At 71.6% G+C, this 12,919-nt stretch carries 11 protein-coding genes and 1 riboswitch; of the genes, 7 read left to right on the top strand and 4 right to left on the bottom strand.

Annotated features, from left to right (window positions below):
• Positions 1-132: 132 nt before the first annotated feature.
• From ADL29_RS18910 to ADL29_RS18885, 6 genes are all read left to right on the top strand, one after another.
• Positions 133-1,251: a Strvi_7410 family MBL fold metallo-hydrolase gene (locus tag ADL29_RS18910; protein ID WP_053924837.1), complete on the top strand. Its 1,119-nt coding sequence runs from the start codon at positions 133-135 to the stop codon at positions 1,249-1,251.
• An 88-nt stretch (positions 1,252-1,339) separates the two neighbouring features.
• A riboswitch (cobalamin riboswitch) is annotated at positions 1,340-1,461 on the top strand.
• A gap of 232 nt (positions 1,462-1,693) precedes the next feature.
• Entirely contained in the window at positions 1,694-2,971 is a 1,278-nt protein-coding gene (locus ADL29_RS18905) for an SCO2321 family membrane protein (protein WP_053924903.1), read from the top strand.
• 94 nt (positions 2,972-3,065) lie between these two features.
• Positions 3,066-3,791 carry an SCO2322 family protein gene (locus ADL29_RS42750; protein ID WP_053924902.1) on the top strand — a complete coding sequence of 242 codons (726 nt, stop codon included), beginning with the start codon at positions 3,066-3,068 and terminating at the stop codon, positions 3,789-3,791.
• Positions 3,788-4,996, top strand: a complete 1,209-nt coding sequence (locus ADL29_RS18895; protein ID WP_107095024.1) for a CbiQ family ECF transporter T component — start codon at positions 3,788-3,790, stop codon at positions 4,994-4,996. Before ADL29_RS42750 ends, ADL29_RS18895 begins: the two co-directional genes overlap by 4 nt.
• Positions 4,993-6,687 carry an ABC transporter ATP-binding protein gene (locus ADL29_RS18890; protein ID WP_053924836.1) on the top strand — a complete coding sequence of 565 codons (1,695 nt, stop codon included), beginning with the start codon at positions 4,993-4,995 and terminating at the stop codon, positions 6,685-6,687. The genes ADL29_RS18895 and ADL29_RS18890 overlap by 4 nt, the downstream gene beginning before the upstream one ends.
• Positions 6,684-7,568, top strand: a complete 885-nt coding sequence (locus ADL29_RS18885) for an ECF transporter S component (RefSeq protein ID WP_078971120.1) — start codon at positions 6,684-6,686, stop codon at positions 7,566-7,568. The genes ADL29_RS18890 and ADL29_RS18885 overlap by 4 nt, the downstream gene beginning before the upstream one ends.
• A gap of 35 nt (positions 7,569-7,603) precedes the next feature.
• On the opposite strand, the gene ADL29_RS18880 is transcribed toward ADL29_RS18885, so the two are convergent.
• Positions 7,604-8,935: an alpha/beta hydrolase family protein gene (locus ADL29_RS18880; protein WP_245689518.1), complete on the bottom strand. Its 1,332-nt coding sequence runs from the start codon at positions 8,933-8,935 to the stop codon at positions 7,604-7,606.
• A gap of 115 nt (positions 8,936-9,050) precedes the next feature.
• On the bottom strand, positions 9,051-10,220 hold the full coding sequence (locus tag ADL29_RS18875) for a steroid 3-ketoacyl-CoA thiolase (RefSeq protein WP_053924835.1): 1,170 nt from the start codon (positions 10,218-10,220) through the stop codon (positions 9,051-9,053).
• Between the two features lie 306 nt (positions 10,221-10,526).
• Here ADL29_RS18875 and ADL29_RS18870 point away from each other — a divergent pair, with 306 nt between their 5' ends.
• On the top strand, positions 10,527-11,759 hold the full coding sequence (locus ADL29_RS18870; RefSeq protein WP_053924834.1) for a cytochrome P450: 1,233 nt from the start codon (positions 10,527-10,529) through the stop codon (positions 11,757-11,759).
• A gap of 32 nt (positions 11,760-11,791) precedes the next feature.
• Here ADL29_RS18870 and ADL29_RS18865 read toward each other — a convergent pair whose 3' ends face one another.
• Positions 11,792-12,130, bottom strand: a complete 339-nt coding sequence (locus ADL29_RS18865) for a hypothetical protein (protein WP_053924899.1) — start codon at positions 12,128-12,130, stop codon at positions 11,792-11,794.
• A gap of 14 nt (positions 12,131-12,144) precedes the next feature.
• Positions 12,145-12,919, bottom strand: a 775-nt coding sequence (locus ADL29_RS18860; RefSeq protein WP_078971119.1) for a cytochrome c oxidase subunit I, incomplete at its 5' end; no start/stop codon positions are given.

Raw genomic sequence — 12,919 nt, 5'->3', positions numbered from 1 at the left:
ATACCAGTTCCAGTTGAAGGAGTCCACGGTGCGTCGCGGATCCCAACCACCTTCATTGCGGGCCCACTTCGGCCGCTTTGAAACCAGTTCTAGTTATAGTGAAGGGGCAGGGCACGCCGAGAGGGGAACGGGATGACGGTGCAGACGACCGACCACCGGGGCGGGGTGTGGAGCATCGCCGTCCCCATCCCGGACAACCCGCTCGGCCACACCCTCGTACACCTTCTGGAGACCGACCGGGGACCGGTGCTGATCGATACCGGCTGGGACGATCCGGACTCCTGGGACACCCTCGTCGCGGGGGTCACGGCGTGCGGCTTCGCCATCGCCGACATCCACGGCGTGCTGATCACCCATCACCACCCCGACCACCACGGGCTGTCGGGCAAGGTGCACGAGGCGTCCGGTGCCTGGATCGCGATGCATGCGGCCGATACGGCGGTGGTCCGGCGCACCCGGGAGGCCGTACCTGGGCAGTGGCTGGACTATCTGCTCGCCAAGCTGACGACGGCGGGTGCGCCGGAGGATCATCTGGCGCCGCTGCGGGAGGCGCGCGCCGAAGGGCGCGGCCGGAAGCTGCCCGGCCGGCGGGCGGCGCTGCCGGACCGGGAGATCGTTCCCGGTGAACTGCTCGATCTGCCGGGGCGGCGGGTACGCGCCATCTGGACGCCGGGGCACACTCCGGGCCATGTGTGTCTGCATCTGGAGGAGGAGCATCCGGCTGCGGCGTCCTCGGCCTCGGGGGGCGCGGGGCGCCCGGGGCGGGCCGGCGGCTTCGGCCGACTCTTCTCCGGTGATCATCTGCTGCCCGGGATCACCCCGCACATCGGGCTGTACGAGGACCCGGACGACTCCACGGTGACCGGCCCTCCCCCAAGCTCTCCACTCCGTTCGAGCAGTGGGGACCCCCTCGGCGACTATCTCGACTCCCTGGAGCGGATCGGGCGACTGGCGCCGGCCGAGGTGCTGCCCGCGCATCAGCATGCGTTCGCCGATGCGGAGGGACGCGTACGCGAGCTCATCGCTCACCATGAGGAGCGGCTGTCCGGATTGAGAGCACTGCTCCGCGAACCGCTGACCGCCTGGCAGCTGGCGGAGTCGATGGAGTGGAACCGTCCCTGGGACCAGATCCCCTACCCGTCCCGCAACATCGCCGTCTCGGAGGCGGAGGCGCATCTGCGGCGCCTGCTGAAGCTGGGGCACGCCGAGATGGTGGCGGGGTCGGATCCGGCGAGGTACATCGCGGTGTGAGGACGTGGGGCGGCGCACCGGGAAGCCATCGGGAGGCGTCATACGGCGGGGCGGCAAGCGGAGCGGCCCCGTAGGGGAGGGCGGGTCCGGTTCGGCCGCCGGTTAGGGTGTGCGGGACAACTTCATCCGTGCCCGATCGGGGGAAGCCGGTGGAAATCCGGCGCTGACCCGCAACCGTGAGGACGGCCCGGCCGCACACCGCGCACCGCCGCGGGGCGTTCGGCCGTCCGAGCCGGAGCACCCGTTGGGGCACGGCCAAGGCTCCCGCCACCAAGCCGCCGCAAACGGCCGGTGTGCGGCACCGTCGAGGTTTACGGAGCTGAGCCCGGTGCCACCGCATGCGATCCGGCGATCGTCGCGCGGACGGCCGGCCGAGCGCGGCTGCGTACCCCCGCTGCGACCCGACCCGAGAGGCACCGACCCGATGGCCACCATGGCTCCCATGGCGCATTCCCTCGCCGTCCTGGCACGCCGCGCCGCCCCGGCGCTGGCCACCGCGGCCCTGCTGGGCGCGGCCGCTGCCCCCGCCGCGTACGCCGACGCCGCCGCCCCGTCCGCGTCGCCGAAGAAGCTGCCGGACGGGCTCTACGGAACCAAGGACCCGCAGTACGACGGTGTCTGGCGGCAGTCGCTGGCCCTGCTGGCGCAGCACACGGCGGGCGTGCGGCCCGCGGCGTCCGGTATCGGCTGGCTGACCGGGCAGCAGTGCGCCGACGGCTCGTTCACCGCCTTCCGGGCCGACCCGGGCAAGGCCTGTGATGCCAAGACGATGCGGGACACCAACCAGACGAGCGCCGCGGTGCAGGCGCTGACCGCGCTCGGCGGGCACGACCGGGCCGCGAAGAAGGCCGTGAGCTGGCTGAAGTCCGTACAGAACAAGGACGGCGGCTGGAGCTCGATGCCCGGTTCGCCCAGCGACGCCAACTCCACCTCGGTGGTCATCGGGGCGTTGACGGCGGCCGGTGAGAAGCCCGCGTCCGTCACCAAGGGGGGCAAGAGCCCTTACGAGGCGCTGTCGGCGTTCCAGCTGGGGTGCGACGCCGAGGAGGGCGAGCGCGGTGCGTTCGCCTTCCAGCCCAAGGACGGCAAGCTCGCCCCGAACGTCGACGCCACCGCGGCCGCCGCGCTGGGCGCCCTGGGCAAGGGCTTTGCCGTGGCGCCCGCGGGCAACGGCGTGAACGTGCCGGTCAAGGCGCTGACCTGCAAGGACGGCAAGTCCGATGCGAAGGGCGACCCCAAGCGGGCCGCGCAGGCCGCGGACGCCTATCTCGTGGCGCAGCTCGACCGGAACGGGCAGCATCTGCTGTCCGCGATGCCGGGCGCGGAGCAGCAGCCAGACGTCGGCAACACGGCCGATGCGGTGGTCGCCCTGGCGGCCGGTTCGCACGGCGCCGCCGCGCAGAAGCCGCTGAAGTGGCTGGAGAAGAACTCGGCGGACTGGGCCAAGCAGAACGGCCCGGCCGCGTACGCCCAGTTGGTGCTGGCCGCGCATGCCACCGGCACCGACCCGCGCTCCTTCGGCGGGACCGACCTGCTGGCCGCGCTGAACGCCACCGGGCCCGAGCCGGCCGGGACCGCGGCGCCGTCGGCCGCCCCGGACAAGGACGCCAAGGACAACGACGACAGCGGCATCCCCTGGTGGATCATCGGTGTCGGACTGGCCTTCGGCGCCGGGATCGGCTTCCTGATCAGCGGGCGCAAGAAGAAGGACCAGCTGTGAGGAAGCGGGGCGGCCGGCTGTGAGGCGGCTTACGAGTCCCTGGCGGCCCATACGTCCCCTGCGGCACACGAGTCCCGTGTGGCGTGTGGGGCCCCTGCGGTGCCGCCGGGCTGTCGGCGCGCTGCTGCTGGCCGGTGCGGTCACCGGGCTGGCGGCCGCACCGGTGCAGGCGCAGGCGCAGGCGCAGGCAGAGACACTGTCGCAGGCACGGGCCCAGGCCCAGGAGTACCGCTACTGGTCCTTCTGGGACAGCAAGGGCGGTTCCTGGTCGTACGCCTCCGAGGGACCCGCCACCGCGCGGCCGGCCGACGGCAGCGTCCAGGGCTTCCGGTTCACCGTCAGCGCCGACTCCGCCGCGGCCGGCAAGCCGCGGGCCGCCGCCGACTTCGACGCGCTGTGCCAGGGCACGCCCGCCCGGGAAGGCAGCAAACGGATCGGCGTCGTCATCGACTTCGGCACCGCGGCCGACGCGCCCGACGGCGAGACCCCGCCCAAGGCCCGTACGGAATGTGCCCGGGTGCCGGAGGACGCCTCGGCGGGCGATGCGCTGGCCGCCGTCGCCCGGCGGCTGCGCTATGACTCCAACGCGCTGTTGTGCGCCATCGCCGGCTATCCGAAGTCGGGGTGTGCGGAGCAGGTGAGCGGATCGGGCGGGGCGGGCGGATCGGGCGGGGCGAGGAAAGCCCCCTCGTCGCCGTCCGCCAAGGCCGCGGACGGCGACGGGGACGGCGGTCCCTCCGCCGGGCTGCTCGGCGGCATTGCGGCCGTCGTCGTACTGGGGGCGGCCGCCGTGTGGCAAGCGCGCCGCCGGCGCGGATGAGCGCCCCGCAGGCGACCCGTAGCAACGCGCTGCACGCCGGAGCGTGGTGGCTGTGGGCGCTCGGCCTGGCGGCCGCGGCCTCGCGTACCACCAATCCGCTGCTGCTCGGCCTGCTGGTCGCGGTGGCCGGGTATGTCGTCGCCGCCCGGCGTACGGACGCGCCCTGGGCCCGCTCGTACGGCGCGTTCGTCAGGCTCGGCCTGCTGGTGATCGCCATCCGGCTCGTCTTCGCCTTCGTCCTGGGCTCCCCCGTTCCCGGTACGCACACCCTGCTCACTCTCCCCGAAGTGCCGCTTCCCGACTGGGCGAAGGGGGTACGGATCGGCGGCCGGGTCACCGCGGAAGGCATGCTCTTCGCCCTCTACGACGGGCTGAAACTGGCCACTCTCCTGATCTGCGTGGGCGCCGCCAACGCCCTCGCCAACCCGGCCCGGCTGCTGAAGTCCCTGCCCGGCGCGCTGTACGAGGCGGGCGTGGCGGTCGTCGTCGCGATGACCTTCGCGCCGAATCTGGTCGCCGACGTCCAGCGGCTGCGGGCGGCACGGCGGCTGCGCGGCCGGCCCGACCGCGGGTTCAAGGCGCTGCTTCAGGTGGGGCTGCCGGTGCTGGAGGGTGCCCTGGAACGGTCGGTCGCGCTGGCCGCCTCGATGGACGCGCGCGGTTACGGGCGCACCGCCCAGGTGCCGCCCGCGGTACGGCACACCACCTCCGCCCTCACCCTCGGCGGGCTGCTCGGCGTCTGCGCGGGCACCTATGGGCTGCTGTCGGACGCCGGCGGCGGTTACGGGCTGCCGCTGCTGCTCGCCGGACTGGCGGCCGCGCTCGGCGGGCTGTGGCTCGGCGGCCGCCGCTCCGTACGCACCCGCTACCGGCCCGAACGCTGGGGCCTTCGCGCCTGTCTGGTCGCCGCCTCCGGTATCGCGGTGGCGGCCCTGATGATCTGGGCGAATGCGTACGCCCCCGCCGCCCTCCATCCGTCCGCCGTCCCCCTCACCGCCCCCGACCTGCCCCTCTGGCCCGCCGCGTCCGTTCTTCTGGGGCTGCTGCCGGCGTTCGTCGCTCCGGTCCCGGGCGTTACGGGGAATGCGGGGGGCCTGCAGAGGCGGGCCGAAGGTCCGCGGGGCGAGGGGGTCGGACCCGTCGCCGGGGCCCGTCCGTCCTCCCGCCCGTCCTCGCGCCCGTTCAAGAAGGAGCCCACCCAGTGATCCGGTTCGAGCAGGTCTCGGTCACCTACGGGGACGCCGCCGCGCCCGCCGTCCAGGGCATCGACCTGACCGTCCCCGAGGGCGAACTCTGCCTGCTGGTCGGCCCCTCCGGCGTCGGCAAGTCCACCGTCCTGAACGCCGTCTGCGGGCTCGTACCGCATTTCACCGGCGGCACCCTGCGCGGCCGCGTCACCGTCGACGGCCGCGACACCCGCACCCACAAGCCGCGCGAACTGGCCGATGTCGTCGGCACCGTGGGCCAGGACCCGCTGTCCCACTTCGTCACCGACACCGTCGAGGACGAGCTCGCCTACGGCATGGAATCGCTTGGCCTCGCCCCGGACGTGATGCGCCGCCGCGTCGAGGAGACCCTGGATCTGCTGGGCCTGGCCGATCTGCGCGACCGCGCCATCGCCACGCTCTCCGGGGGCCAGATGCAGCGGGTGGCGATCGGCTCGGTCCTCACCACGCACCCCAAGGTCCTGGTCCTGGACGAGCCGACCTCGGCCCTCGACCCGGCCGCCGCCGAAGAGGTCCTCGCCGTACTCCAGCGCCTGGTCCACGACCTCGGCACGACGGTCCTGCTGGCCGAACACCGCCTGGAACGCGTGGTCCAGTACGCCGACCAGGTCATCCTCCTCCCCTCCCCTGGCACGGCCCCCCTCATGGGCGACCCCGCCGACATCATGGCCGTCTCCCCCGTCCACCCGCCGGTCGTGGCCCTCGGCCGCCTCGCCGGCTGGTCGCCGCTGCCCCTGTCCGTACGCGACGCCCGACGCAAGGCGGGACCCCTCCGGGAGCGACTGGCGGGGGTGACCCCTGGAGCCGCCACACGCCCTGAGCCCGGGGCCGACGCCGACGGGGCGGGCGCCGGGGGTGGCGGCCGGGCACGTGGTGGGTCAGGCATGGCACCCGGCCAAGTTGCCTCAGGACCCCCCGTGGTGGTCTCGGGGCTCGGTGTGCGGCGTGGGCGGGTCGATGCGCTGCACGGCGTGGACCTCACCGTTCGGCCGGGCGAGACCCTCGCCCTGATGGGCCGTAACGGTGCGGGCAAGTCCACCCTGCTCACCACCCTCGTCGGCATGCACGAGCCGTCCTCCGGCACGGTCCGCGTCGGCGGCACCGCCCCGCACCGCACCAGCCCCCGCACCCTGCTGAAGCATGTCGGCCTCGTCCCCCAGGAACCCCGCGACCTCCTCTACTCCGATACCGTCGCCGCCGAATGCACCGCCGCCGACCATGACGCGGACGCGCCCGCCGGCACCTGCCGCGCTCTCGTCACGCGGCTGCTGCCCGACGTGCCGGACTCCGTCCACCCGCGCGACCTGTCCGAGGGCCAACGCCTCGCCCTCGCCCTGGCGGTCGTCCTCACCGCCCGTCCGCCGCTCCTCCTTCTCGACGAGCCCACCCGCGGCCTGGACTATGCCGCGAAGGCCCGCCTGATCGACGTGCTCCGCTCCCTGGCCGCCGAAGGGCACGCCATCATCCTGGCCACCCATGACGTCGAACTCGCCGCCGAACTCTCCGACCGCGTCGTCATCCTCGCCGACGGCGAGATCGTCGCCGACGGCCCCACCGGCGAGGTGGTGGTCTCCTCCCCCTCCTTCGCCCCTCAGGTCTCCAAGGTCCTCGCTCCTCTCCCCTGGCTGACCGTCCCCCAGGTCGCCCGCGCCCTGGAGGCCACCCCATGACTCCGGCCCGCCCCGACGCCCCCGCCGGCCCCGGGCCCCGGACCGGCCCGCCGGGCCACCCGCCGCAGCGGGCCTCCGGCCGTCAGGCCCGGGTCGTGCGCCTCGGTCCCCGGTCCATCGCCGCCCTGGCCCTCATCTCGGCCATCGGCGTGATGGCGTTCGGCTGGCCGCTGCTCGCCGACTCCGCCTCCGGGCTCGCCCACTCCAAGGACGCGCCGTGGCTGTTCGCCGCGCTGCTGCCGATGCTGCTCGCCGTGGTCGTGGCGACCATCGCCGACACCGGTCTGGATGCGAAGGCCATCGCCATGCTCGGCGTGCTGGCCGCGGCGGGAGCCGCCATGCGCCCCCTGGGTGCGGGTACTGCCGGCATCGAGCCGATGTTCTTCCTGATGGTGTTGTCGGGCCGGGTGCTCGGGCCCGGTTTCGGCTTCGTCCTGGGGTCCGTGGCGATGTTCGCGTCGGCACTGCTGACCGGCGGTGTCGGCCCCTGGATGCCGTTCCAGATGCTGACCATGGGCTGGGTGTCCATGGGCGCCGGCCTGCTGCCAGGCCCCGGCCGGCTGCGCGGCCGCCGCGAACTCGCCCTGCTCTCCGCCTACGGAGCCCTCGCCGCCGTCCTCTACGGCCTGGTCATGAACCTCCAGGGCTGGCCCTATATCGCCGGGATGACGTCAGGGGTCTCCTTCGTCCCCGGCAACCCGCTGAACGAAAACCTCGCCCGTTTCCTCGCCTACTGTCTCGCCACCTCCCTCGGCTGGGACCTCCCCCGGGCCCTGGTCACCGTGATCCTGACCTTCACCCTCGGCGGCCCCATCCTCAAGGCCCTGCGCCGCGCCACCCGCCGCGCCGCCTTCGACACCCCGGTGTCCTTCACCTCCTGACGTCCGCTCCGGGGCCCGGCTCTGCCCGAACCGGGCTAGCGGCGGGCGACGGGGAGAGCGCGGGCTATGGACGGTTCCGAGCGGAGGAACGAGGTGTAGTGGTCGGCGTCGCGGCCCTGGTCGACGACCGTGACCTTGGCGCCGTGCCCCGACAGCTCATCCGCACAGCTGCGGGTGTTGGCTATCGGAACGTCCCGGTCGCCCGTCGCGGTGTAGAGGGTGATGCGTACCTCTCGGTCCGGTGTCCAGTCGCAGGTGCGGTCATTGGCACGTAGCGCCTCGAGCAGGGCGCCGGAGGGGTGCTGGAGTTTCCTGTACCAGGTGTCGGTCAGCAGGTCCTCGAGGCGGCCGGGCAGCTTGCCCGCGATGTCTTCGGCCGGGTGGTCGCCGTCGAAGAGCTCCTCCACGCGGTCGGCATACGGGGCGCGGAACACCTCGCCCGGGTGGGTGTAGAGCGGGTGCAGGCGGTTCTGGGCAGTGAGGAAGAAGGCGATGTAGAACACGGCGGACCGGGTGTCGACACGGCCGTCGAACATGGCGGGGAGCTCGCTGCCGTCAAGGTCGTAGGGGCCGCCGACGGGTGCCAGCATGCCCAGCCGGAAGTGGGGATCGGCGCCGCGGTCCAGTGCGCGGCCGAGCTCCATGGTGACCTGCCCGCCCTGCGAGAAGCCGGTGACGGAGACCTCGTGGGCGAGGGCGGCACCCAGCCGCGGGGCGGCGGACCGGGCCGCGCGGAGCATGTCGAGGGAAGCCGATGCCGCGGACCGGGCGTCCATATAGGGGTGCCGGCCGGGGCTCATGCCGAGGCCCAGGTAGTCGGGGGCGATGGCGGCGCGGCCGGCCGAGGCGTACAGCGCCGTGACGGCCCGGTCGGGGCCCTCGGAGACGGAAGGGGCGTAGCCGCGGTAGGCGAGGGTGCCGTGGGTGTGGACGACGGGCGGCAGTTGGCGGCCGCCGCCGCGGGGGAGGGCGAGCAGGCCGGACGCGGTGGTGGGGCGGCCGTCGGGGGTGATCGTGCGGTAGGTGAGGCGGTAGGCGGCGACGCCGTACCGCGCGGTGCCGGCGTCGAGGCCCGCTTTCTGTGCCCGAGCGACGACTTCGTCACGGCGCCGGCTGCCGAGCGGGGTGAGGGAGAGCAGCGTCCCGCGCCCCTGACCGGCCTGTGCGACGTCGGCCGGGGCCTGCCCCGCGCCGGCCGGCGGCGCGGCGAGGGCCGGGGCCGCGGTGAGCGCCGCGAGCAGAAGGGCGGCGCCCGCGGCCAGTCCTCGCGATAAGCGTCGTGGCGATGCGGATCGGGTGACCGCGGTCCGGGCCTCGCTCTGCCGCTTTCCGTCCGCTGTCTGTGATGTCTGCTGAGTTTTCGTCATGCTTCGACGGTACGAAGATCACGCGTGGCGGGGTATGTGGTTTTCCACCCAACTCGACTGTGGTTTTCCGCAGGTAGGCAGGCAGGTAGGCAGCTACGCAGGCAGGGATGTTTCCCTAAAGCCGCTGAATGATCGTCCCCGTGGCCAGTGCACCGCCCGCACACATCGTGATCAGGGCGAATTCCTTGTCCGTGCGCTCGAGTTCATGCAGTGCGGTGGTGATGAGACGGGCGCCGGTGGCGCCCACCGGGTGGCCTAGGGCGATGGCGCCGCCGTTCACGTTCACCTTCTCCAGGTCCTGTCCGAAGACCTGGGCCCACGAGAGCACGACCGACGCGAAGGCCTCGTTGATCTCGACGAGGTCGATGTCCTTGAGGGACATACCGGCCTTGCCGAGCACGGCGCGGGTCGCGTCGATGGGCCCGTCGAGATGGAAGTGCGGGTCGGCGCCGACCAGTGCCTGGGCCACGATGCGGGCGCGTGGCTTGAGTCTGAGGGCGCGGGCCATACGCTTGGAGGCCCACATCACCGCGCTCGCGCCGTCGGAGATCTGCGAGGAGTTGCCCGCGGTGTGCACGGCGGTCGGCATCACCGGCTTGAGTCCGCCGAGCGCCTCCATGCTGGTGTCGCGCAGCCCCTCGTCGCGGTCGACCAGCCGCCACATGCCCTGTCCCGCGGCCTGTTCCTCCTCGGTGGTGGGAACCTGGACGGCGAAGGTTTCCCTTTTGAAGCGTTCCTCGGACCAGGCGGCGGCCGCCCGCTCCTGTGAGATCAGGCCGAGCGAGTCGACGTTCTCGCGGGTCAGGCCGCGGTGGCGGGCGATGCGTTCGGCGGCCTCGAACTGGTTGGGCAGGTCGACGTTCCACTCGTCGGGCCAGGGTTTGCCGGGGCCGTGCTTGGAGCCGCTGCCGAGCGGGACCCGGGACATGGCCTCGACGCCGCAGCCGATGCCGATGTCGATGACGCCGCTCGCGATCATGTTGGCGACCATGTGGTTGGCCTGCTGGGAGGAGCCGCACTGGCAGTCCACGGTGGTGGCCGCGGTCTCGTACGGAAGACCCATCGTGAGCCAGGCGTTGCGGGCGGGGTTCATGGACTGTTCGCCGGCGTGGGTGACGGTGCCGCCGACGATCTGCTCGATGCAGTCGGGCTGGATGGCCGTACGGGCGAGGAGTTCGCGGTAGGTCTCGCCCAGGAGGTAGGCGGGGTGGAGGTTGGCGAGCGCGCCGCCGCGCTTGCCGATGGGGGTGCGTACGGCTTCGACGATGACGGGTTCCGCGGCCATGACTGACTCGTCCTCTCCTCGCGTCCGCGGGGCGTCCCGGCACCCACGGAAGAAGAACTAGTACGCGTTCTACTTCTTTGCACAGTCTCATGAGCCCCGTCCTGCGGCGCAAGGGGCGTGCACACCCTTGTCCGCAACAGGTCCGGCCACGACCCTTGCCACTTGCAGAACTCGTTATTACCTTCACCGCACCCATATCTGATGCAGCGTCAGGATTGCTGCGGATACGCCTCCGCGGCTCGACACCCGGTATCACCCCGCCCCAAGGCCAGAGCTCTCGGATGCCCGACGGACCAGGAGTCGCCCATGCCATGCCCCGCGTTGCCCGAAGGGTTCGACTTCACCGACCCCGACGTCTACCGAACCCGCGTCCCGCTGCCCGAGTTCGCCCAGCTGCGGAAGACCGCGCCCGTGTGGTGGAACGCCCAGCCGCACGGCATCGCGGGCTTCGGCGACGACGGCTACTGGGTGGTCACCCGCCATGAGGACGTCAAGGAGGTGTCCACCAAGCCGGATATCTTCTCGGCCAACCTCAACACCTCGATCATCCGCTTCAACGCGTCGATGACCCGCGACCAGATCGACGTACAGAAGCTGATCATGCTGAACATGGACCCGCCGGAGCACACCCGGGTCCGTCAGATCGTGCAGCGCGGCTTCACCCCGCGCGCCATCCGCGCCCTGGAGGACGCCCTGCGCCACCGGGCGACGCGGATCCTCGAGGAGGCGCGCCGGAAGGGGTCCGGGGATTTCGTCACGGACATCGCCTGTGAACTCCCCCTCCAGGCGATCGCCGAACTCATCGGCATTCCCCAGGACGACCGGGCCCGCATCTTCGACTGGTCGAACAAGATGGTCGCGTACGACGATCCCGAGCTGGCCATCACCGAAGAGGTCGGCACCAACGCCGCCATGGAGCTGATCTCGTACGCGATGAATCTCGCCGCGGCGCGGAAGGAATGTCCGGCCGAGGACATCGTCAGCCGGCTGGTGGCGGCGGAGGACGAGGGGAATCTCGGGTCCGACGAATTCGGCTTCTTCGTCCTGCTGTTGGCGGTCGCGGGCAATGAGACGACCCGGAACGCCATCACGCACGGCATGCACGCTTTCCTCACCCACCCCGATCAGTGGGAGCTCTACAAACGCGAGCGGCCCGCGACGGCGGCCGAGGAAATAGTGCGGTGGGCGACTCCGGTGGTCTCCTTCCAGCGCACCGCCACCCAGGACACGGAACTGGGCGGCGCGAAGATCAAACAGGGTCAGCGGGTCGGGCTCTTCTATTCCTCCGCCAACAACGACCCGGAGGTCTTCGACCGGCCGGAGGTCTTCGACATCACCCGTGATCCCAATCCCCATCTGGGGTTCGGGGGCGGCGGGCCCCATTTCTGCCTCGGCAAATCCCTCGCGGTCCTGGAGATCAACCTGATCTTCAATGCCATTGCGGACGCCGTGCCCGGCATTTCACTGGCGGGCGACCCGCGCCGGCTCCGGTCGGCCTGGCTGAACGGCGTCAAGGAGCTGCAGGTGCAGTACGGCTGACGGGGCGGGCGCGGATCGTGCGACCGTCCGCCTCAGCGCACGGCGACGCCCACGGCCGCCAGGGCCACCAGCATCGCCGCGGCCGCCGCTCCTCCCAGGCAGGCCGCGACCAGCCGCCGCCGCAGGGCCCGGTATGCGCCGTCGTATTCGGCCCGCAGCGAGGCGCTGCGGGCGGCGATGCGTTCCAGGTAGTCCCGGGTGGTGGCGTGCTGTTCCTGGCAGTAGCGCAGTTCCACCTCCCTGCGCTGGGTGCCGGTGAGCCACGGGAGGGCGTCGCAGAATGCGTCCGCCCGGCTGCGGGCCTGTTCCTTCTCCGCCTCCCAGAGCAGGTGTCCCTCGATGTCGTTGAGGGTTTTGCCGATATCGGGCATGCGCAGTTCCTCGCTCATCGGACACGGACCCCGCTTTCCACCTCGCGTGCGATCTCCGGATGGTGCAGGTCGAATGCCGGGGATTCGGACCGGATACGGGGCAGGGTGCGGAAGTTGTGCCGCGGCGGCGGGCAGGAGGTCGCCCACTCCAGCGAGCGGCCGTAGCCCCACGGATCGGCGGTCTCGACCTTCTTGCCGTACTTGGCGGTCTTCCAGACGTTGTAGAAGAACGGCAGGATCGACATTCCCAGAAGGAAGGAGAAGATGCTGGAGACGGTGTTGAGTGTGGTGAAACCGTCGGCGGCCAGATAGTCGGGGATACGGCGCAGCATTCCGTTCGCACCGAGCCAGTGCTGGACGAGGAAGGTGCCGTGGAAGCCGGTGAACAGGGTCCAGAAGGTGATCTTGCCGAGGCGTTCGTCCAGCATCTTGCCGGTGAATTTGGGCCACCAGAAGTGGAAGCCGGCGAACATCGCGAAGACGACCGTGCCGAAGACGACGTAGTGGAAGTGCGCCACGACGAAGTACGAGTCGGAGACGTGGAAGTCCATCGGCGGCGAGGCCAGGATGACACCGGTCAGGCCGCCGAAGACGAAGGTGATCAGGAAGCCGACGGTCCACAGCATCGGCGTCTCGAAGGAGAGCGAGCCCTTCCACATGGTGCCGATCCAGTTGAAGAACTTGACGCCCGTCGGGACCGCGATCAGGAACGTCATGAAGGAGAAGAACGGCAACAGCACGCCGCCCGTCACATACATGTGGTGCGCCCACACCGTGACCGAAAGACCG

This window comes from Streptomyces chattanoogensis (assembly GCF_001294335.1).
In the GTDB taxonomy this organism is placed as follows: Bacteria; Actinomycetota; Actinomycetes; order Streptomycetales; family Streptomycetaceae; genus Streptomyces; species Streptomyces chattanoogensis.
Note: the sequence above shows the minus strand (reverse complement) of the source record. Positions and strands in the feature narration are given on the sequence as shown.

What these genes read in the sequence shown, in the direction of transcription:
- ADL29_RS18910 (WP_053924837.1), top strand. Translation starts at nt 133, where the DNA reads ATGACGGTGCAGACGACCGACCACCGGGGCGGGGTGTGGAGCATCGCC.
- ADL29_RS18905 (WP_053924903.1), top strand. Translation starts at nt 1,694, where the DNA reads ATGGCGCATTCCCTCGCCGTCCTGGCACGCCGCGCCGCCCCGGCGCTG.
- ADL29_RS18895 (WP_107095024.1), top strand. Translation starts at nt 3,788, where the DNA reads ATGAGCGCCCCGCAGGCGACCCGTAGCAACGCGCTGCACGCCGGAGCG.
- ADL29_RS18885 (WP_078971120.1), top strand. Translation starts at nt 6,684, where the DNA reads ATGACTCCGGCCCGCCCCGACGCCCCCGCCGGCCCCGGGCCCCGGACC.
- ADL29_RS18880 (WP_245689518.1), bottom strand. Translation starts at nt 8,935, where the DNA reads ATGACGAAAACTCAGCAGACATCACAGACAGCGGACGGAAAGCGGCAG.
- ADL29_RS18875 (WP_053924835.1), bottom strand. Translation starts at nt 10,220, where the DNA reads ATGGCCGCGGAACCCGTCATCGTCGAAGCCGTACGCACCCCCATCGGC.
- ADL29_RS18870 (WP_053924834.1), top strand. Translation starts at nt 10,527, where the DNA reads ATGCCATGCCCCGCGTTGCCCGAAGGGTTCGACTTCACCGACCCCGAC.
- ADL29_RS18865 (WP_053924899.1), bottom strand. Translation starts at nt 12,130, where the DNA reads ATGCCCGATATCGGCAAAACCCTCAACGACATCGAGGGACACCTGCTC.